The following is a 20,469-nucleotide window of genomic DNA, read 5'->3' on the forward strand; positions in this document are numbered from 1 at the left end:
GCGCGCGCAATGCTTAATTTCGGGTTGACCGAGATGCGCCTTGTCACGCCCCGCGACGGCTGGCCCAATCCCGACGCCGGCCCATCGGCGGCGGGCGCGGATTTCATCCTCGATCAGGCCCAAGTCTACGAAACGCTGGCCGATGCCGTCGCCGACTGCGCCCATGTCTATGCCACGACCGTCCGCAAACGCGGCGTCACCAAGCCCGTGGTCACGCCCGAAGAGGCCGCGCGGGAAATCCATGCCGCCCAGGGCCGCTGCGCCTATATTTTCGGCCCCGAACGCTCCGGGCTGGAGACCGAGGATGTCGCGCTCGCCCGCAAAATCCTGACCGTTCCGATCAACCCGGAATTCGGCTCCTTGAACCTCGCGCAAGCGGTCATCCTGTGCGCCTATGAATGGTCGAAACAGGCGAACCTCGCCCAGCCCACCATCACCGACCTAGGCGTCCCCGCGCCGCAGGAGGAGTTGGAGGGCATGATCGACCAGTTCACGACGCTGCTCGAAAAGGTCGGCTATTTCTTCCCGCCGGACCGCGCCCCCGCGACCAAGCTGACGCTGCGCAACCTGCTGACCAAGCCGGGCTGGAACCATCTGGAGGTACGGACGCTGCGCGGGGTGATCTCGCACCTCAACCGGCCGCGCGAACGCTGACCGGCGGCGCGGGTTTTCAGATGCCCCCGGCCGTCACGGGCCAGCCGCCCGCTTCCAGGCCTTCGGACAATGCCGTAACGCACGCATCGAGCCGTTCGGTATCGGTCGATCGCACCACGAAATTCGCGCCCGTCCGACCCTCGCGGAAGAAGGGGTAACTGCCGATCTGGCAGCCCTCATGCGCGCGTTCGGTCGCGCCCAGCAGGTCGGCAATCTCGCTTTCCGCCACCCAGCAGCCGACCGTCGCCGATTGCACCGGCAGGCCACCCTCCAGCGTCCCCGTCAGCTTGTCGAGCATCCCGGCGGTGATGTGCGGTACGCCCGCCATGATGAAGATATTGCCATGCCGGATGCCGGGCGCCCCCGACATGCGGTTTTCGATCAGGCTGGCCCCCGCAGGCACCCGCGCCATGCGCAGCCGCGCATCAGTCAGCCCGCCACGCGTTTCATAATAGCCCGCGAGCATCGCCCGCGCCTGCGGATGGATTTCCACCGCCACGCCCAGCGCCGCCGCGATCGCATCGACCGTGATGTCGTCATGAGTCGGCCCGATGCCGCCGGTGGTGAAGAGATAGTCGTTGCGTACCCGTAATATGTTGACCGCCTCGACGATCGCGTCCTGATCGTCGGCGACGACCCGCACTTCGCGCAGGCGAATGCCCTGGACATTGAGCCACAGCGCGATCTGCGCCACATTCTTGTCCTGGGTCCGGCCAGACAGTATCTCGTCGCCGATCACGATCAGCGCTGCGGTCCAGATGCGGGTGGTATCGGCCATGGCGGCTGCATAGCCTGCACGGGTCGCGCTGCCTAGCCGCCCTCTCGCATTATCGCGCATCTGCCCCTATAGTCATGTCATGACCGAATATATGACGATGACGGCGGACGCGCCGATCTCCCGCTCGACTGCGATCAAATTGTATGACGCAGCCGGTTTTGCTGGCATGCGCAAGGCCGGACGGCTCGCCGCCGAGATACTCGACGCGCTGGTACCGCATGTCGTGCCCGGCGTCACCACCGGCGAACTGGACGACATCGTCCGGCGCATGACGCTGGACGGCGGCGGCGTGCCCGCGACGCTGGGCTATCGCGGCTATACCCATAGCTGCTGCACATCGATCAACAATGTCATCTGCCATGGCATCCCCGGCGACTATCGACTCAAGGATGGCGATATCGTCAATATCGACGTCACCCCCCTGGTCGATGGCTGGCATGGCGACACCAGCCGCATGTTCATCGCGGGCGAAGCGCCGATCAAGGCGCGCCGTCTGGTCGAGGTGACCTATGAATGCCTGATGCTGGGTATCGAACAGGCCAAGCCCGGCAATCATCTGGGTGACATCGGCGCGGTGATCCAGCGCCATGCCGAAAAGCACCGCTATGGCGTGGTCCGCGACTTTTGCGGCCATGGCCTAGGCCGCGTCTTTCATGACAGCCCGGAGGTGGTCCATGTCGGTCGCCCCGGCACTGGCCCCGAATTAAAGCCCGGCATGTTCTTCACCATCGAACCGATGATCAACATCGGCAAGGCGGGCGTGAAGATGCTGGACGATGGCTGGACGGCGGTAACGCGCGACCGCACCCTGTCGGCCCAGTTCGAACATAGTATCGGCATCACCGAAACCGGCTGCGAGATTTTCACCAAAAGCCCCGCCGGTCTCGACGCGCCGCCCTATCTTTAAGCAGCCCGATTGCTGCTTAAAAAACGGGCAGCACCACAGGAAATTGCCCTGAATCCGGGCAATATGGACAAAGATTGCGGCATCGCCGAAAGCATATCCTGGCGATTCGCCACTTGGCACGGTAATTGAAGAAAAAGAGGGACGACGCAGGCCAAGGGGGGCATGATGTTCGTCTCTCGCACGGGAGAGAAGGATGCGGATCGACCGTATCCTGTCGGGCGTCATGGTTGGGATTACGAGTGATGAAAAAGATCGAAGCGATCATCAAACCGTTCAAGCTGGACGAGGTGAAGGAAGCACTCCACGAAGTAGGCGTGTCGGGCATCACCGTGACCGAAGCCAAGGGCTTTGGCCGCCAGAAGGGCCATACCGAACTCTATCGCGGCGCCGAATATGTCGTCGATTTCCTGCCGAAGGTGAAGCTGGAGGTCGTCGTCGACGACGCGCTGGCCGACCGTGTGGTCGAAGCGATCTGCGCCGCCGCGCAGACCGGCCGCATCGGCGACGGCAAGATCTTCATTTCCAACATCGAGGGCGCCGTCCGCATCCGCACCGGCGAGCGGGACAGCGACGCGATCTGATGGTTCTGCGCCAGCCCGACTTTCAGGCTGGCACTATGTAAGTTTCTGCTCGGTTCTTCGCGGACCGGAACATGATGGGCATCCACCTTACCCCTTCGGGGGGGTATTTTGAGAGAAGGGCAACTGCACATGGCCAATACGCCAAAAGACATCCTGAAGATGATCGCAGAAAAGGAGATCGAATGGGTCGATGTCCGCTTCACCGATCCCAAGGGCACCTGGCATCACCTGACCATGTGCGCCAACGTCATTGGCGAAGATGAACTGACCGACGGCCTGATGTTCGACGGCTCCTCGATCGAGGGCTGGAAGGAAATCAACGAATCGGACATGATCCTCAAGCCCGATCTGGACGCGGTTTTCTTCGATCCGTTCAGCGCGACGCCGATGATGATCCTGGTCTGCGACATCGTCGAGCCGCTCGACGGCTCGCTCTATTCGCGCGACCCCCGTTCGACCGCCAAGCGCGCCGAAATGTTCCTGCAGTCGACTGGCCTCGGCGACACGGTCTATATCGGCCCGGAACCCGAATTCTTCATGTTCGACAGCGTCGAATTCGACAACACCTATGCCTCGTCCTTCTACAAGCTGGACGATGTCGAACTGCCGACCAACACCGGCACCAGCTATGATGGCGGCAATATGGGCCACCGCCCGCGCGCCAAGGGCGGCTATTTCCCGGTCGGCCCGGTCGATGTGACCACCGACATCCGCGCCGAAATGGTGACCACGCTGATGGAAATGGGCCTGCCCATGGACAAGCATCATCATGAAGTCGCGGGCAGCCAGCACGAGCTGGGCCTGACCTTCGGCAAGCTCGTCGAAACCTGCGACCGTATCCAGATCTACAAGTACGTCGTGAAGATGGTCGCCCAGGCCTATGGCAAGACCGCGACCTTCATGCCCAAGCCGATCAAGGCGGACAATGGGTCGGGCATGCACACGCATATCTCGATCTGGAACAAGGGCCAGAACACCTTTGCCGGTGACGGCTATGCCGGCTTGTCGGAAACCTGCCTGTTCTTCATCGGCGGCGTGATCAAGCATGCCAAGGCGCTCAATGCCTTCACCAACCCGACCACCAACAGTTACAAGCGTCTGGTGCCGGGCTTCGAAGCGCCCGTGCTGCTCGCCTATTCGGCGCGCAACCGCTCGGCCTCGTGCCGCATCCCTTATGGTGCCGGTACCAAGGCGAAGCGCGTCGAATTCCGCTTCCCCGATCCGCTCGCCAACTCCTACCTCGCCACCGCCGCTTTGCTGATGGCAGGCATCGACGGGATCGAGAATAAGATTCATCCCGGCGAAGCGATGGACAAGAACTTGTACGACCTGCCGCCGGTCGAACTGGCCAAGGTGCCGACCGTCTGCGGTTCGCTCCGCGAAGCGCTCGAAAGCCTGGAAAAGGATCAGGACTTCCTGCTCAAGGGCGGCGTGTTCACCAAGGACCAGATCGACGCCTATATGGAGCTGAAGTGGCCCGAAGTGTATCGCTGGGAAATGGCGCCGTCGCCGGTCGAATTCGACATGTATTATAGCGGCTGATCCTTTCAGTCCTACTTCACGCAAAAGGCCCGGTCGCTTAGCAGCGGCCGGGCCTTTTGCTTTGGCGTACAGAGTGGTGAACACGGCACTCCACCCATCGCAACCCCATCCACCACCCTTCCTTCCTTAACCTTTATACCCCATATCAGCGTCGTATGACCACGCCGCTCACGTCCTATGAACCCGCCACCGGCGTCCTGCTCTGGCAGGGTGAGGCGGGCGACGTGGAGGCGGAGGTCGCGCGTGCTCGTGCCGCCTGGCCGCGCTGGGCGGCGCAACCCATCGCGGTGCGCATCGAAACGCTGCGCCGCTTCGTCAATGTCGTGCGCCGGAACGAGGATGCGCTGGCGGACCTCATCGCGCGCGAAACCGGCAAGCCTCTATGGGATGCCCATGCCGAAGTGGGCGCGGTAATGGCGAAGGTCGATATCTCGGTCGCTGCCTATTCAGAGCGAACCGGACAGAAGCGGCTGGAAGCGGCCTTGGGCGCGCGACAATCGGTGCGGCACAAGCCGCATGGCGTGATGGCGGTGCTTGGCCCCTATAACCTCCCCGCCCACCTACCCAATGGCCATATCATTCCCGCCCTGCTGGCGGGCAATGCGGTCGTCTTCAAACCATCCGAAAAGACCCCGGCGGTCGGCGAGATGCTGGTCAAACTCTATCATGAGGCGGGCGTCCCGTTCGACGCGCTGCGCCTGCTGCTCGGCGGACAGGACACGGGCAAGGCGCTCGCCGCCCATCCCGATGTCGGCGGCATATTGTTCACCGGGTCCGCCCAGACCGGCATCGCGATCAACCGCCAGTTCGCGGCCCAGCCATCGAAGATCCTGGCGCTGGAAATGGGCGGCAACAACCCCATCGTCGTGTGGGATACGCCCGAAATCAACGCCGCCGCCGTGCTGGTCGTCCAGTCCGCCTTCCTCAGCAGTGGCCAGCGTTGCACCGCCGCCAGCCGCCTGATCGTCAAGGACAGTATTGCGGACAGGTTCATAGCGGAGGTCAAGAAACTGGCTGACCGGCTGATCGTCGATCACCCCCATGCCACCCCCACGCCCTATATGGGGCCAGTCATCGACAATGCGACCGCCGACGGCCTGACCGAAAGTTTCCTCTGGCTGATGAGCAATGGCGGCAAACCGATCAAACATATGGTGCGCCCCAAAAAAGGCCTGCCTTTCCTCAGCCCCGCGATCATCGACGTGACCGCGATGGCTGAACCACCCGATGTCGAACTGTTCGGCCCGCTGCTCCAGGTCGTCCGCGTCGCCGAGTTCAGCGATGCCATCGCCAAGGCTAATAGCAGCCGCTATGGACTGTCCGCTTCGCTGATCGGCGGATCGCCCGATCAGTATAATCAGTTCTGGGCCAATGTCCGCGCGGGCGTCATCAACTGGAACCGCCCGACCAACGGCGCTTCCTCCGCCGCCCCGTTCGGCGGCGTCGGCATTTCGGGCAACCACCGGCCCACCGCCTATTATGCGGCGGACTATTGCGCCTATCCGGTCGTGTCGGCGGAAATAGAAACCCCCCGCGCGGCGATCGGCGTGGGCCTCAAGGACATCGACGTCAGCGCCATGGGCGACTGATCCGCCCCCCGCCAAAACATTTCCTACCCCCGCCCATATGCATTCTGAATTGAACTCGCCCCTCGCTTTGGCCACATGGCAAGCATGGCTGACACTTCACCTGCTACCGTCCACCTGGTGGGCGCGGGTCCGGGCGATCCGGAACTGCTGACGATCAAGGCCGTGCGCCTGATCCGCGACGCGCGGTTGATCGTGCATGACGGGCTGGTGTCGGACGAAATTCTAGCGCTCGCCTCGCCCGACGCCGAACTCATCTCGGTCGCCAAGCAGCGCAGCCGCCATTCGATGCCGCAGGACGCGATCAACGCGCTGCTGGTCCGCTGCGCGCTGGCGGGCGAAGCGGTGGTGCGCTTGAAAGGCGGCGACCCCTTCATCTTCGGTCGCGGCGGCGAGGAAGTCGATGCCTGCCGCGCGGCGGGCGTACCGGTCGAAGTCGTGCCCGGCATCAGCGCCGCCATCGGTGCCGCCGCACAGGCGCAATTGCCGCTGACCCACCGCGATGCGTCGAGCGCCGTCACCTTCGTCGCGGGCCAGTGCAAGGGGCTGACCGATCAGGACTGGTCGGGCCTCGCTGGCAAGGGCCGCACGCTCGTCATCTATATGGGCGTGGCGACCGCCGCGCAGATCGCCGACAAGCTGATCGCCGATGGCGTATCGCCCGACCTGCCGGTCGCGGTACTGGAAAATGGCACGCGCGCCGACATGCGCACATTGCGCACATTGCTCGCCGACTTGGGCGACATGGTGGAACGCGAAGCCGTGATCAGCCCCGCGCTGATCGTGGTAGGCGATGTGGCGAGCCATGCCCTGGCGCAAGATGTGCTGGTCGGCTGGGCACAAAGACAGAGTAATGGGGCGGAGATGCGTTCGTGAAGATTTTGACGGGTAATGATCTGGCATCGGGCGACGTCATCTGGTGGGCGGGCGATGGCTGGTCGCGCCAGGTGGGCGATGCCGCTGATGTCGGCGCGCAGGGCGACGACCTCGCCCGTGCCGAGGAAGCGGCGCTGCGCGTCGTGGGTGCCTATGTCATCGACGCGACCATCACCGACGACGGCGTGCGCCCCGCCCATATCAAGGATCGCATCCGCGCACTGGGGCCGACCGTCCGCCCCGACCTGACCCTGAAACCGAACGATGCCGATGCCGGCAACTGGGTGATCTGAACCATGTATCGTTATGACAGCTATGACCAGTCGATCGTCGATGCCCGCGTCGAGGAATTTCGCGATCAGACAGAGCGCCGCCTCGCCGGTGCGCTGACCGAGGATCAGTTCAAGCCACTGCGGCTGATGAACGGCCTCTATCTGCAACTCCACGCCTATATGCTGCGCGTCGCCATCCCCTATGGCACATTGTCGGGCACGCAGATGCGCAAGCTCGGCGAGATTGCGGGCAAATATGACAAGGGCTATGCCCATTTCACCACCCGCCAGAACCTGCAATATAATTGGATCAAGCTGGCCGACGCGCCCGATATCCTCGCCGAACTGGCGACGGTCGAGATGCACGCCATCCAGACATCGGGCAATTGCATCCGCAACATCAGCTCGGACCAATATGCCGGCGTCAGCGCGGACGAGGTGGCGGACCCCCGCCCCTGGGCCGAATTGCTGCGCCAATGGTCGAGCTTCCACCCGGAATTCACCTATCTGCCGCGCAAGTTCAAGATTGCGGTGATCGCGTCCGACGATGATCGCGCGGCGATGCGCCTGCACGACATCGGCCTCAAACTGGTCGAGCGTGACGGCGTCGTCGGCGCGGAAGTCTATGCCGGTGGCGGCATGGGCCGCACCCCGATGGTCGCGCCCTTGATCCGCGACTTCGTGGCCGAGGATGAGATCATTTCCTATCTCGAAGCCTGCCTGCGCGTTTACAATCGCTACGGCCGCCGCGACAACAAATACAAAGCCCGGATCAAGATCCTGGTCCATGAGATCGGCGTCGAGGAATATAAGCGCCAGGTCGAGGAAGAGTTCGCCCATATGCGGACCCTGGGCCTCAACCCGCCGGTAGAGGAACTGGCCCGCATTCGCGCCTTTTTCGCGCCGCCTGCCTATGAAAGCGGCCTGTCCGACACGATCGACCGCAGCGACCGGGCGTTCGCGCTCTGGCTCGACCGGCAGGTCGCGGCGCATAAGGTGCCCGGCTATGCGATCGTCAATATCAGCCTGAAACCGATCGACGGCATCCCCGGCGATGCATCGGCCGAGCAGATGGCGCTGGTGGCGGACCTCGCCGAGACCTATTCCTTCGACGAACTGCGCGTCACCCATGCGCAGAACCTCGTCCTGCCCCATGTGCAGAAGGCGGACCTTTACGCCATCTGGCAGAAGCTGGCGGCGGCGGGCCTGGCCGAAGCCAATCTCGACCTCATCACCGACATCATCGCCTGCCCAGGCCTCGACTATTGCGCGTTGGCCAATGCCCGCTCGATCCCCCTGGCGCAGAAGATCGCGGCGCGCTTCGCTGATGCGGAGCGGCAGGCGGACTTGGGCGAATTGAAGCTCAAGATTTCGGGCTGCATCAACGCCTGCGGCCATCACCATGCCGGGCATATCGGCATATTGGGCGTGGACCGGCGCGGCGTCGAGAATTTCCAGCTGCTGCTCGGCGGCTCCGGCGCGGAGGACGCCTCGCTCGGCCAGATCACTGGCCCCGGCTTCTCCGAAGATGGCGTGGTCGATGCGATCGAAAAGGTCACCGACATCTATCTGGCGGAACGCACCGATGGCGAACGCTTCCTCGACACCTATCGCCGCATCGGCATGACGCCCTTCAAGGAGGCGATTTATGGTTGATCATAAGCAACAGCCGTTCGTGTCGAGCGAAGTCGAGACACGGCTAGGGCACGCTTCTCGTTTCTCGACTGCGCTCGAAACGAACGGAGATTTTCGTCATGGTTGAATTTCTCTCCTTCCGCGACGGCGAATCCACGCAGGAACCCGCCGTGACGGTCGAAGCCTTCACCGGCCAGTCCAACGCCACCGCCGTCCGCATCGAACCCGGCGAAGACGCCCGCGAACTGCTGCCGCACCTCGATCGCATCTCGCTGGTCGAGGTGAATTTCCCCGGCTTTGGCGACGGGCGCGGCTATTCGGCGGCGCGCATCCTGCGCGAGGCGGGCTATCAGGGCGAATTGCGCGCCGTGGGCGACGTGCTGGTGGATCAGATCGTCGCCATGCGCCGCTGCGGCTTCGACAGCTTCCACCCGGCCAAGGCGCTGGACGATGCCGCCGTCGATCGCGCGCTCACCCGCTATGCAGACGTTTATCAAAAGACGATCGATGGCCGCGCGCCCATTTGGGCCAAGCGACACCCGGAGACACAGAATGGCTGAAGCCGCCCGCACGCTCGACATCATCGACACCCGCCCCGCCTTCGTTCAGGCGGATGCGGACGCACTCAACGCGCGGTTCGAGGGTGTGGGCACGCTGGACATGCTCAAGACCGTCTTTGCCGAGGGGCTGGCCGGCAATGTCGCGGTCGTCTCGTCCTTCGGCACCGAAAGCGCGGTGCTGCTGCACCTGGTGGCGCAGGCGGACCCGACCGTGCCGGTGATCTTCGTCGATACGCTCAAGATGTTCGCCGAAACCCTCACCTATCGCGACACGCTGATGGATGCTTTCGGCTTCACCGACAGCCGCACCGTGACGCCGATCGCCGAGGTGATCGCCAAGAAGGACGAGACCGGCCTACGCTGGTCCTATGATCCCGACGGCTGCTGCGAAATCCGCAAGGTCGAACCGTTGAAGCGCGCCAAGGATGGCCTCGACGCCTGGATTTCCGGGCGCAAGGCGTTCCAGTCGGTCACCCGGCAGAACCTGCCCCGTTTCGAGGTCGAGGACGGGCGGCTCAAGATCAACCCGCTGGGCGACTGGACCAAGGATGATCTGGAGGTCTATTTCGCCGACCACGCCCTGCCCCGCCACCCGCTGGAGGCGCAAGGCTATCTCTCGATCGGCTGCGAACCCTGCACGTCGAAAGTACTGCCCGGCGAAGACCCGCGCGCAGGCCGCTGGCGCGGCTGGGACAAGGTCGAATGCGGCATCCACTCGCCCGTCACGCCTATCCCTGTGGTCGACCCGGAAGACCCGGCCAACATGCCGGTATTCTGAGCTTGGTTGCCGCCAACAAACTCCGTTCGTCCTGAGTAGCCATTGAGCGAAGTCGAAATGGCATATCGAAGGATCAGGCGCATCGCTTGATGCTTCGATATGAGCCTTCGACAAGCTCAGTCTCTACTCAGCACGAACGGGTTATTTTCAGCTAACCCGCCGCCCGGACAATCTCCGCCCAGGCCTCCTCGCTGATCACTTCGATCCCCAGCGCACTCGCCTGTTTGAGCTTACTCCCCGCCCCCGGCCCCGCGACCACCAGGTCCGTCTTGGCACTGACCGATCCCGCCGCCTTGGCCCCCAGCCGCTCCGCCTGCGCCTTGGCCTCGTCGCGGCTCATCGTCTCCAGCTTGCCCGTGAACACGATCGTCTTGCCGGTCACCGCGCTGGCGGTGGTTTCCACCACATAAGGCGGCGGCGATACTTCGCTCAGCAGATCCTCCCACGCCGTCACATTATGCGGCTCATGGAAGAAATCGGCGAGCGCATGGCCGACCGCCGCGCCGACATTCTCCACCCCGATATGTTCGGCAATCGCCTTGTCGCGCTTGGCCTGCGTCTCGCCCTCCGGCGCCGCCTCCCGCAGCGCCATGATCTCCTGCGCCAGCGCGCGCACCGCTTCCAGCGTCGTGTAGCGCTTCAACAGATCGCGCGCCGTCACCGCGCCGACATGACGGATGCCCAGCCCGAACAGCAGCCGCGCGGCATCGGGCGCGCGCTTCGCCTCGATCGCGGCGAGCAGATTGTCGACCGACTTTTCCTTCCACCCCTCGCGGCCCACCAGTTCGGCGCGATGGTGTTTCAGGCGAAAAATATCGGCCGGTTCAGTGATCCAGCCCAGGTCCAGAAACTCCTGGATCGATTTCTCGCCCAGCCCCTCGATGTCCAGCGCCACGCGACTGACGAAATGGTGCAACCGCTCGAACCGCTGCGCCGGACAGATCAGCCCGCCAGTGCAACGATAATCGACCTCGCCCTCCTCGCGCACCGCCTCGCTCTGGCAGATCGGGCATTGCGCCAGAAAGATATAGGGCGCGCGCGCCTCGTCGCGGCTCAAATTCTCGACCACCTGCGGGATGACATCGCCCGCCCGCTGCACCACGACCCGATCGCCCGGCCGCACGCCCAGCCGCGCAATCTCATCGGCATTGTGCAGCGTTACATTGGACACCACCACGCCGCCCACCGTCACCGGGGTCAGCCGCCCCACCGGGGTCAGCTTGCCGGTACGCCCGACCTGAATGTCGATCGCCTCCAGCGTCGTCTGTGCGCGTTCAGCCGGGAATTTATGCGCGATCGCCCAGCGCGGCGCTTTCGCGACGAAGCCCAGCCGCTGCTGCCAATCAAGCCGATCGACCTTATACACCACCCCATCAATATCGAACGGCAGGTCCGCCCGCGCCCGCTCGATCCCGCGATAATGGGCGAGCAGCGCCTCAAGCGTCTCGACCCGCACCAGCATGTCGGACACCGGCAATCCCCAGGCCGCAATCGCCTGCATCACGCCAAGCTGCGTATCGGCGGGCAAATCGCTATGCGCGCCCCAGCCATGGGCCAGGAAACGCAACGGACGGCTGGCGGTCACGCTCGCATCCTTCTGCCGCAGCGATCCGGCGGCGGCATTGCGCGGATTGGCAAATTGCCGCGCCTTCTCCGGTTCGTCCGCCTCAGCCATCAGCCGGGCGTTGAGCGCGGCAAAATCCGCCTTGGCCATATAGACCTCGCCCCGCACCTCGAACAGGTCGGGCACGGCTTCGCCCGTCAGGCGATCGGGAATATCAGCGATGGTGCGGACATTGGCGGTCACATCCTCGCCCGTCGCCCCGTCCCCCCGCGTCGCGGCCAGCACCAGTTCGCCCTTTTCGTAGCGCAGCGAACAGGACAGGCCATCGATTTTCGGCTCTGCCGTCAACGCCACCGGCGCATCCTCCGGCAACGCCAGAAAACGCCGGACCCGCGCAATAAATTCCGCGATATCCGCATCGGCAAAGCCATTGTCGAGGCTCATCATCCGTTGCGCATGCGCGACTTTCTTGAGCGCCGAGGTCGGCGCCGCCCCAACCTGCGCATTGGGCGAATCGGCCCGCACCAGATGCGGAAACGCCGCTTCAAGCGCGTTGTTCTCCGCGATCAGCGCATCATAGGCCGCGTCGCTAATCTCCGGCGCGTCCGCGTCATGATAAAGCCGATTATGCTTCGCCACCTCGCGCGCCAGGCGCATCAAACGGTTGGCAGCATCGGCGTCGGACAGGGTAGCAGGATCGATCATGAAGATGCTTTAACTGTTGTCGTACTCCGGCGAAAGCCGGAGTCCAGGGTCGAACGTCCTGCGGTGCATCCTAGGCTCCCGCTTTTGCGGGAGCACCCTATTTCATGTATTTTTCGTATCAGCATGTTCGGTCGATGCCGTCAACGACGGCGCGCTATGGTCGTGTAGCCCTCAGCTACGCCACCTTCCTCGCAAACCAGATATGATGATCATCGTCGGTGCTACCAGCATAAGCGGGCACCCGCACCGCCTCGACGGCAAAGCCCGCCCGTTCAAGCCTCCGGTCAAAGCCCCGCGCCGGATAGGCCGACCAGATCGCCAGCACGCCCCCGGATCGCAGCGCGCCATAAGCGGAGCGCAGCCCCCAATTGCAATACAACCGCTCATTTTCGGCCTGGATCAACCCGTCAGGGCCATTATCGACATCCAACAGGATCGCGTCGAACCGATCGCTGGCCGCCGCAATCACATCATGCACATCGGCGACGTCGATCGTGACGCGCGGGTCGGACAGACGATCGGCAAAGACATGCGCCAACGGTCCCCTGGCCCACTCCACGATCTTGGGCACCAGTTCCGCCACGATAATGGCCGCGCGCGGCGACCAGGCATCGAGCGCCGCGCCCAGCGTAAAGCCCATGCCTAGCCCGCCGATCAGCACCTGCCCATCATTATCGGCCAGCCGCTCGCACGTCAGCCGTGCGAGCGCCTCTTCCGACACATGGTCGCAACTGCCCATCAATTCTTCCGACCCGAATTGGATCGAAAAATCAGCGCCGCTTTTCAGCAGCCGCAACTGCCCACCGCCGGGAATCTCGGCGATATCGATGATTTCGATCGGATGGGAAGAGTCCGCCGCATAAGGGTCGGCATGTAAAGGCAGGACGGGGTCAGCGCGATAGATCGGCGCATGGGCACTGTGCAACTGGTCCAGAAATCATCCTTCAAATGCGGCCGCCAACGGCGCAGGGCGGGCAGCGATGTAGCCGACAGCCGCCCCGCGCCCTTATCTTACTTGCGGGCCTTGCGTGCAGCATAGCGGGCATCGCGCGCCGCCTTGCGTTCAGCTTCCGTCATGGCTGGCGGCGGCAGCGCAGCCTCGGCCGCCGCCTCGCGCTCGGCCTTGCGCGCGGCCTCGGCTTCTTCTCTCTCGCGCAGCTTGGCTTCACGCCGTTCGCGCGCAGCCGCTTCCTTGGCCAGGCGATTCGCCAGCTTCTCGGCCTGCTCGGCTTCATCGACCGGCGGCTTGGCCTTCAGCTTTTCCAGCGCCTTCGTCTTGGCATCCTTGGCCGCGGCGACCCTGTCCTGAAAACCGGGTTCTCTATATCCTCGCATAAATTCGTCTTAATCCTGTCAATGTCGCGATGCGGCAAGCCGTCTGGCGGAAATCCAGCAAGCGTCCCTGGCCCGCACCCAAAAGCCCACCCGCCTGGAAGAACCCACGCGGGACGATATTTACGCGCTTCCACAGGGGATATCCCGGCCAGCAAGGCCAAAGGACTGGTGCCGCTTACAGGACTCGAACCTGTGACCCCCGCATTACGAATGCGATGCTCTACCAACTGAGCTAAAGCGGCTTGCGGCGGGCAGATAACAGCGGTTGGGGCGCAGGACAAGCGGGCTTTTCAACGAAAGCGCACATCCGCGCCCCTGTTCACCCCAAATTTACCATCCGCTGCCACTGTCGAGTCCCAGATGAAGCGCTTTTATCTGTTTTAGGGACAGGCCGAATGGACACTCTATGGGGACTCGATGTCGCCAACGACCGGGACGACGTCGACCATAGCGAAGACGCCGCGATCGACGCGCCGCTGATGGTGGTGTCCGACGAACGGCGGATGCAGGTGCGGGCCTATAATTATTGGGCCTCGCTGCTGGGCGACCGCGCCTTGCCCTCGATCGAGGATCTCGCACCTGAAGAACTGGACGATTTCGGCCCCTACAGCATCCTGCTCGATTTCAGCACCGGTCTCGAAAACCCCTCGGTCGTGTATCTCGGCACCGCGTTGCGGCAGGAATGCGAGATCGAAGGATCGATCACCTATATCGATGACGTGCCCGCCCGCTCGCTCGTGTCGCGGCTGACCGACCATTATCTCCAGATCATCGCCAATGCCGCGCCGATCGGCTTCGAGGCCGAATTCGTCAACCAGCGCGGATCGGACATCCTCTATCGCGGCATATTGATGCCCTTCTCGTCCGACGATGAAACGATCGATTTCGTGTTCGGCGTGATCAACTGGAAGGAATTGGCCAACGCCCCGATGCGCGCCGCGCTGGAAGAGGAAGTGGGCGACGCCCTGCGCACCGCGCCGCTACCCGGCCCGACGACCGCAATCTGGGCCGATGGCCCGACCCAGACGGAAACGCCCGCCCCCGCGCACGCGCAGGATAACGACGAAATTCTCGACCTGTCCGGCATGGAAGCGCCCGACGAAGAAGCGCCGCTCGCCGACTGGCTGGCGATCGCCCGCGACGGCGCGGAACGGGTGCGCGTCAGCGAAGCGCGCAGCCACGCCGCCCTCTATCGCGCCATCGGCCTCGCTTATGACTTCGCCTTGGTGGCAAAGGCCCGCCCGGACGATTATGCCACATTGCTGGCCGACCACGGCCTCAAGGTGCAAGCGCGCAGCCCGATGACGGCGATCATCAAGCTCGTCTTCGGCGGCACCTATGACAAGACGCGGATCACCGAATATGCGACCGCGCTCGACCATGGCTGGGCGACGGGGCTGGGGGTCGGATCGCTCGCCGACTATCTCGCCAGCTACACTGGCGGCCTCAAGGCGCTGGTTCGCGACGAACGCGCGCTGCGCCGCGCCGAAGCGCCGCCCCGCCCCGACCGTCGCCACAAGGCGCGCACCGCGATGCAGGCCGCCAGCGCGCTCGCGCCGGATGCCATCGCCACCGATGCCGATGGCCTGGCCGTCGTCATCGCCCGGCGCGAAGCGGACGGATCGCTCGCCTTGGTCGCGGCGCTGCCGCAGGATTCGGACCTGGGGCAGAAGGTGATCCTCGCCGCCGCCCGCTGATCCGACGGCATGGGCGCGCACCCATCGCCCGCAACGCGCAGCAAAATACTGGAAAATATCCCCTAAACCCGCTCGACATGCCATCGGGCCGGGCCGATAGTCGCCGTCCGAAGCAGTTATGGTGCATCATCATATTATTTCAATTTTCAGAAACTTTATTCCACAGCCTGGGTTGAGCCTCCGTTGAGGCGGAGGCATAAAGGCGATCCTAAGCCGGGGAGTCGCATGGCGGCGTCCAGCCTCTCCTCCGTTCCATGAAAGCGGGAATGTACCCGCTGGTGAGAGGTAGGCGAATGACGACGCTGGCTGACGCGAAGACCAAGGAAGTTGATACGGGCATCCGTGAGGCGCTGGAAACGGCGCTGGCGCGTGGCGCGCTGCCGGGCGAGCGGGAAGGGTTCGACGAAGCGGCGCTGGCCGCCGCCGCGCTGTTCGTCGGCCGCACCGCCAATGGGCGTCAGGCGGGACAACCCGCCATCGCCATCGAAACGCTGGGCGAAGGCGCCAATGGCCGCTTCATGCGGATCGCGCTGATCAACGACGACATGCCCTTCCTGGTCGATTCGATCGCCAATGCGCTGGCCGCCGCCGACATCACCATCCACCGGCTGCTCCATCCCGTCCTGTCGATCACCCGCAACAGCGAAGGCGCGCTCGCCGCGATCCTGGACGATGATGCGCCCGGTGCCCGCCGCGAATCGATGATCTATATCGAGGCGGACCGGGCCGACGCGAAAGCGCGCCGCGCGCTCGAAAAGGCGCTGGCCGAAACGCTGGCTGACGTGCGCGCCGCCGTTGCCGACTGGGCGCCGATGCAGGCCGCGATGCAGGCCGATGCCGATGCCGTCCCCGATGAGGAAGGCGCGGCGCTGCTGCGCTGGTTCCTGGCACGCCATTTCACCCTGACCGGCCATGAAATCATCCATCGCGACGGCAGCAGCCATGCCTCGCTCGGCATCTGCACCCGGCATGACAAGCCGCTGATCGCACCCGCCTCGCTCGACGCCGCCTTCGCCTGGTTCGAGGAAGGCAAGCGCAACCCGCTCATCATCAAGTCCAACCGCCTGTCGCGCGTGCATCGCCTGGTGCTGCTCGATCTCGTCATCGTGCCGGTGCGCGAGGGCAAGGAGGTCAAGGCGCTCTCCATCCATGCCGGCATGTGGACCAGTTCGGGCCTGACGGCGACGCCGGACAAGGTGCCGGTGCTGCGCTCGGCGCTGTCCGCGCTGATGGACAAGTTCGATTTCGATCCACAGGGTCATGCCGGCAAGACGCTGGTCCATGCCCTGACCACCCTGCCCCACGACATCCTCATCGGTTTCGATCGCGATACGCTGGAGCGGCTAGCGCTGACCTTCATGTCGCTGACCGACCGGCCACGGCCCAAGCTCGCGCTGGCGAGCAGCCCGCTCGCCCGCCATCTCTATGCGTTCGTCTGGCTGCCGCGCGACGAAGTATCGACCGCGCGCCGCTTCTCGGTGCAGGAAATGCTGTCCATGGCCGCCAACGCGCCAGTGCTGAGCTGGTCGATCGCACTGGAGGAAGGCGGCCTCGCCTTGCTGCGCATCACGCTCGACCTGCGCGAAGGCGGCATCATTCCCGACGACGTCCTGCTCGACCGCCAGTTGAAGCAGATGGTGCGCGGTTGGGCACCCGCCGTCGAAGAAGCGCTGGCCAAGACCGAGGATGCCGGCCGCGCCGCGGCGCTGGCGCAGCGCTATGCCGGTGGCTTCCCGATGGTCTATCGCAACGGCGCAGGGCCGGACGAGGCGGCGATCGACATCCGCCTGATCCACGGCCTGTCCGGGCCGGGCGACAAGTCGATCCGCATCTACCGCAATCCCGAAGATTGCGCCGAACGGCTGCGGCTCAAACTCTACAGCCTCCATGGCATTGCGCTGTCCGAAGTCGTGCCCGCGTTCGAGAATTTCGGATTCCGCGTGATCGAGGAAATGACGACCGCATTGGACGGCGGCAGGCTGGGCAATGTCCAGCGCTTCGTGCTGGAACTGCCCGCGGGCGGCGATGCGCAGGCCGTCGTGGACCGTGCCACCATCGTCACCGAAGCCATCGCCCAGGTACTGGAAGGCCGCGCCGAAAATGACCGGTTCAACGAACTGATCGTCACCGCCGCACTCGCCCCACGCTCGGTCGTGCTGTTCCGCGCGCTGTTCCGCTACCTGCGCCAGACCGGCATGGCCTATGGCATGGCGACCTTCGCCGAAACGCTGCGCCGGGCACAGGGCGTCACCGCCAGCCTCGCCAGCCTGTTCCAGGCGCTGCACGATCCGGTCGGCCGCGAAGGTGCGGAAGAGCGGATCGCCGCTGCCCAGGCAGACATCGACGCGGGCCTCGAAGCCGTCACCGCGATCGACGAGGATCGCGTGCTGCGCCTGCTGCGCGCCGTCATCAATGCGACGCTGCGCACCAATTTCTACAGCGACGCCGCCACCGAAGCGCTGGCGTTCAAGCTCGACAGCGCCCAGATTCCGGGCCTCCCCGCCCCGCTCCCCTGGCGCGAAATCTGGGTCTATTCGCCGCGCGTCGAGGGCATCCATCTGCGCGCGGGTCCGGTCGCGCGCGGCGGGCTGCGCTGGTCCGACCGGCGCGACGATTTCCGCACCGAAATATTGGGCCTGATGAAGGCGCAGCGCGTCAAAAATGCCGTCATCGTGCCAACGGGTGCGAAGGGTGGCTTCTATCCCAAGCATCTGCCCAACCCGCAGGTCGATCGCGACGCCTGGCTCGCCGAAGGCACCGAAAGCTACCGCATCTTCATCCGCGCGCTGCTGTCGGTCACCGACAATATCGTCAATGACCATGTGCGCCACCCGGCCAAGGTGGTCGTGCGCGATGGCGACGATCCCTATTTTGTCGTCGCGGCCGACAAGGGCACGGCCACCTTCTCCGACGTCGCCAACGCGATCGCGCTCGACCGCAAATTCTGGCTCGGCGACGCTTTTGCGAGCGGCGGCTCCAACGGGTACGACCATAAGGCGATGGGCATCACCGCGCGCGGCGCGTGGCTCTCGGTCCAGCGCCACTTCGCCGAAATGGGCGTCGATGTGCAAAGCGAGTCCGTCACCGTCGTCGGTTGCGGCGACATGTCGGGCGACGTGTTCGGCAACGGGATGCTGCTGTCCAAGGCGATCAAGCTGGTCGCCGCCTTCGACCATCGCCACATCTTCTTCGACCCCACGCCCGACCCCGCCAAAAGCTGGGAAGAGCGCAACCGGATGTTCCAGCTGCCCCGATCGAGCTGGGAGGATTATGACAAGGCGCTCATTTCGCCGGGCGGCGGCGTCTTCTCCCGCGCGCTCAAGCGCATTCCGCTGACGCCTGAAATCCAGCAGATTTTGGGCGTGGCCGAAACGGAAATGGAGCCGGGCGCGCTCATCTCCGCCATCCTCAAGGCACCCGCCGACCTGCTCTGGTTCGGCGGCATCGGCACCTATGTCAAATCCGCGGCGCAAAGCCATGGCGACGTGGGCGACCCCGCCAATGACCGGCTGCGCGTCAATGCCGAACAATTGCGGGTTAAGGTGCTGGGCGAAGGCGCGAACCTGGGCATCACCCAGGCGGGTCGTATCGCCTTCTCGCTCCATGGCGGCCGCATCAATACCGACTTCATCGACAATAGCGCCGGCGTCGATTGCTCGGATAATGAGGTCAACATCAAGATCGCGCTGAACAAGGAAATGGCCGAAGGCCGCTTGTCCTTCGACGCGCGCAACAGCCTGCTCGAAAGCATGACGGACGCAGTCGGCGACCTGGTGCTGGAGGATAACCGCCTGCAGGCGCTTGGCCTGTCGATCGCGGAAAGCGGCGGCGCGGCCGACCTTGCCAGCTATGTCCGGCTGATCGAAACCTTCGAGGAATCGGGGCGGCTCGACCGCGCCGTCGAGGGGCTGGCCGCGAACGACCAGTTGCTGCGGCGCGGACAGGATGGCCAGGGCTTCACCCGCCCCGAACTGGCAGTCCTGCTCTCGACAGCCAAACTCGCGCTGCAGGATGCGATCGAACATGGCGATCTCGCCACCGATCCCAGCATGGGGGCCGAACTCATGGCCGCCTTCCCCGCCGCAATGCAGGACAAGGAAGCGGACGCCATCGCCGCCCATGCCTTGCGCAAGGAGATCATCGCCACCAAGGTCGCCAACCGCATCATCAACCGCCTCGGCATCATCCACCCGTTCGAACTGGCGGAAGAAGAAGGCTGCTCGCTCGCCGACCTCGCCAGCGCCTTCCTGATTGCCGAGCGGCTTTACGACATTCGCGCGCTATGGGCGGATATCGATGCGGCCCATATGTCGGAAGATGCCCGCCTCGCCCTGTTCGGCGACATCGCCAACGGCATGCGCGCGCAGATCGCCGACATCTTGCGCAGCGTGCCCGCAGGCACCCTGCCCGCCGCCGGGCACGACCTGTTGGCAAAGGGCGTCGGCACGCTGGCCGTGCAGGTCGACGACCTGCTCACCAGCGAAGCCCAGCGCCGCACCAATGCCGTGACTGATCGCCTGCTCGGCCTTGGCGCACCCGAAGCGCTGGCCCATCGCGCCGCTGGCCTGTTCAAACTGGACGGTGCGGTCGGCATCGCCGCGCTCGCCGGACGGATGGGCGTCGATGAAGTCGAACTGACCCGTGCCTTTACCCATCTCGGCGAAGCGGTCGGCATCGATTGGGTCCAGTCCGCCGCCGCGCGCATGGAACCGACCGATCCGTGGGAACGACTGCTCATCTCCGGCGTCGCCCGCGACATGCAGCAGGTCCGGCTCGACTTCCTGGCGCAATGCACGGCGAATTGCGACGCCAGCGACGTGGCCGCCCATGTCGAAAACTGGTTGCAGAAGAAAGGCGACCGCGTCCGGCAGTTCCGCACCCTGGTCCAGCGCGCCAAGGCCGCCGCCAGCCCCAATGTCGCGATGCTCGCGGAGATTGCGGGCCAGGCGCGCGGTCTGTTGGGGCGCTGAACCGATGAAGGGGTCATGGCCACAAGTCG

The 20,469-nt window shown here is 64.4% G+C and carries 16 protein-coding genes and 1 tRNA gene; 12 read left to right on the forward strand and 5 right to left on the reverse strand.

From position 1 onward, the window contains the following. The coding region (locus IL54_RS15975; RefSeq protein WP_162182249.1) for an RNA methyltransferase at positions 1 to 654 on the forward strand (654 nt) is incomplete at its 5' end. A 16-nt stretch (positions 655 to 670) separates the two neighbouring features. Here the strand turns inward: IL54_RS15975 and IL54_RS15980 are convergent. After that, positions 671 to 1,432, reverse strand: coding sequence for a competence/damage-inducible protein A (locus tag IL54_RS15980; protein WP_037478921.1), 762 nt, complete (start codon positions 1,430 to 1,432; stop codon positions 671 to 673). Positions 1,433 to 1,511: 79 nt separating this feature from the next. Between IL54_RS15980 and map the strand changes: the two genes are divergently transcribed. The 9 genes from map to IL54_RS16025 all read left to right on the forward strand — a co-directional run bounded on the left by map (position 1,512) and on the right by IL54_RS16025 (position 10,169). Beyond that, positions 1,512 to 2,339: a type I methionyl aminopeptidase gene (gene map, locus IL54_RS15985; RefSeq protein WP_037476852.1), complete on the forward strand. Its 828-nt coding sequence runs from the start codon at positions 1,512 to 1,514 to the stop codon at positions 2,337 to 2,339. A gap of 242 nt (positions 2,340 to 2,581) precedes the next feature. Beyond that, positions 2,582 to 2,920: a P-II family nitrogen regulator gene (locus tag IL54_RS15990; RefSeq protein ID WP_037476853.1), complete on the forward strand. Its 339-nt coding sequence runs from the start codon at positions 2,582 to 2,584 to the stop codon at positions 2,918 to 2,920. A gap of 129 nt (positions 2,921 to 3,049) precedes the next feature. Continuing rightward, the gene (gene glnA, locus IL54_RS15995; RefSeq protein ID WP_037476854.1) at positions 3,050 to 4,462 is read left to right on the forward strand and encodes a type I glutamate--ammonia ligase; all 1,413 of its coding nucleotides are present in this window, start codon (positions 3,050 to 3,052) and stop codon (positions 4,460 to 4,462) included. Positions 4,463 to 4,617: 155 nt separating this feature from the next. Next, complete coding sequence (gene astD, locus IL54_RS16000) at positions 4,618 to 6,051, forward strand: succinylglutamate-semialdehyde dehydrogenase (RefSeq protein WP_037476855.1); 1,434 nt, start codon at positions 4,618 to 4,620, stop codon at positions 6,049 to 6,051. Between the two features lie 84 nt (positions 6,052 to 6,135). Beyond that, positions 6,136 to 6,924 carry a uroporphyrinogen-III C-methyltransferase gene (cobA, locus tag IL54_RS16005; RefSeq protein WP_037478923.1) on the forward strand — a complete coding sequence of 263 codons (789 nt, stop codon included), beginning with the start codon at positions 6,136 to 6,138 and terminating at the stop codon, positions 6,922 to 6,924. Beyond that, on the forward strand, positions 6,921 to 7,217 hold the full coding sequence (locus IL54_RS16010; protein WP_037476856.1) for a DUF2849 domain-containing protein: 297 nt from the start codon (positions 6,921 to 6,923) through the stop codon (positions 7,215 to 7,217). Before cobA ends, IL54_RS16010 begins: the two co-directional genes overlap by 4 nt. Before the next feature lie 3 nt (positions 7,218 to 7,220). Then, a complete protein-coding gene (locus IL54_RS16015) occupies positions 7,221 to 8,852 on the forward strand; it encodes a nitrite/sulfite reductase (RefSeq protein ID WP_037476857.1) in 1,632 nt (543 codons plus the stop codon). Positions 8,853 to 8,950: 98 nt separating this feature from the next. After that, entirely contained in the window at positions 8,951 to 9,391 is a 441-nt protein-coding gene (locus IL54_RS16020; RefSeq protein WP_037476858.1) for a DUF934 domain-containing protein, read from the forward strand. Continuing rightward, positions 9,384 to 10,169 carry a phosphoadenylyl-sulfate reductase gene (locus tag IL54_RS16025; protein ID WP_037476859.1) on the forward strand — a complete coding sequence of 262 codons (786 nt, stop codon included), beginning with the start codon at positions 9,384 to 9,386 and terminating at the stop codon, positions 10,167 to 10,169. The genes IL54_RS16020 and IL54_RS16025 overlap by 8 nt, the downstream gene beginning before the upstream one ends. A gap of 151 nt (positions 10,170 to 10,320) precedes the next feature. On the opposite strand, the gene ligA is transcribed toward IL54_RS16025, so the two are convergent. The 4 genes from ligA to IL54_RS16045 form a co-directional block, all read right to left on the reverse strand. After that, positions 10,321 to 12,438, reverse strand: a complete 2,118-nt coding sequence (gene ligA, locus IL54_RS16030; RefSeq protein ID WP_037476860.1) for an NAD-dependent DNA ligase LigA — start codon at positions 12,436 to 12,438, stop codon at positions 10,321 to 10,323. Positions 12,439 to 12,613: 175 nt separating this feature from the next. Next, positions 12,614 to 13,321 (reverse strand): hypothetical protein, encoded by a 708-nt coding sequence (locus IL54_RS16035; protein ID WP_037478924.1) that lies wholly within the window; start codon positions 13,319 to 13,321, stop codon positions 12,614 to 12,616. A gap of 128 nt (positions 13,322 to 13,449) precedes the next feature. Further along, on the reverse strand, positions 13,450 to 13,773 hold the full coding sequence (locus IL54_RS16040; RefSeq protein ID WP_037476861.1) for a DUF6481 family protein: 324 nt from the start codon (positions 13,771 to 13,773) through the stop codon (positions 13,450 to 13,452). Between the two features lie 166 nt (positions 13,774 to 13,939). Further along, positions 13,940 to 14,015 (reverse strand) — tRNA-Thr (locus IL54_RS16045). Positions 14,016 to 14,168: 153 nt separating this feature from the next. Here IL54_RS16045 and IL54_RS16050 point away from each other — a divergent pair. Further along, positions 14,169 to 15,470, forward strand: a complete 1,302-nt coding sequence (locus IL54_RS16050) for a PAS domain-containing protein (protein ID WP_037476862.1) — start codon at positions 14,169 to 14,171, stop codon at positions 15,468 to 15,470. Positions 15,471 to 15,763: 293 nt separating this feature from the next. Continuing rightward, positions 15,764 to 20,440, forward strand: a complete 4,677-nt coding sequence (locus IL54_RS16055) for an NAD-glutamate dehydrogenase (RefSeq protein WP_037476863.1) — start codon at positions 15,764 to 15,766, stop codon at positions 20,438 to 20,440. The last annotated feature ends 29 nt before the right edge of the window (positions 20,441 to 20,469 follow it).

The sequence above is a fragment of the Sphingobium sp. ba1 genome (assembly GCF_000743655.1).
GTDB lineage: Bacteria > Pseudomonadota > Alphaproteobacteria > Sphingomonadales > Sphingomonadaceae > Sphingobium.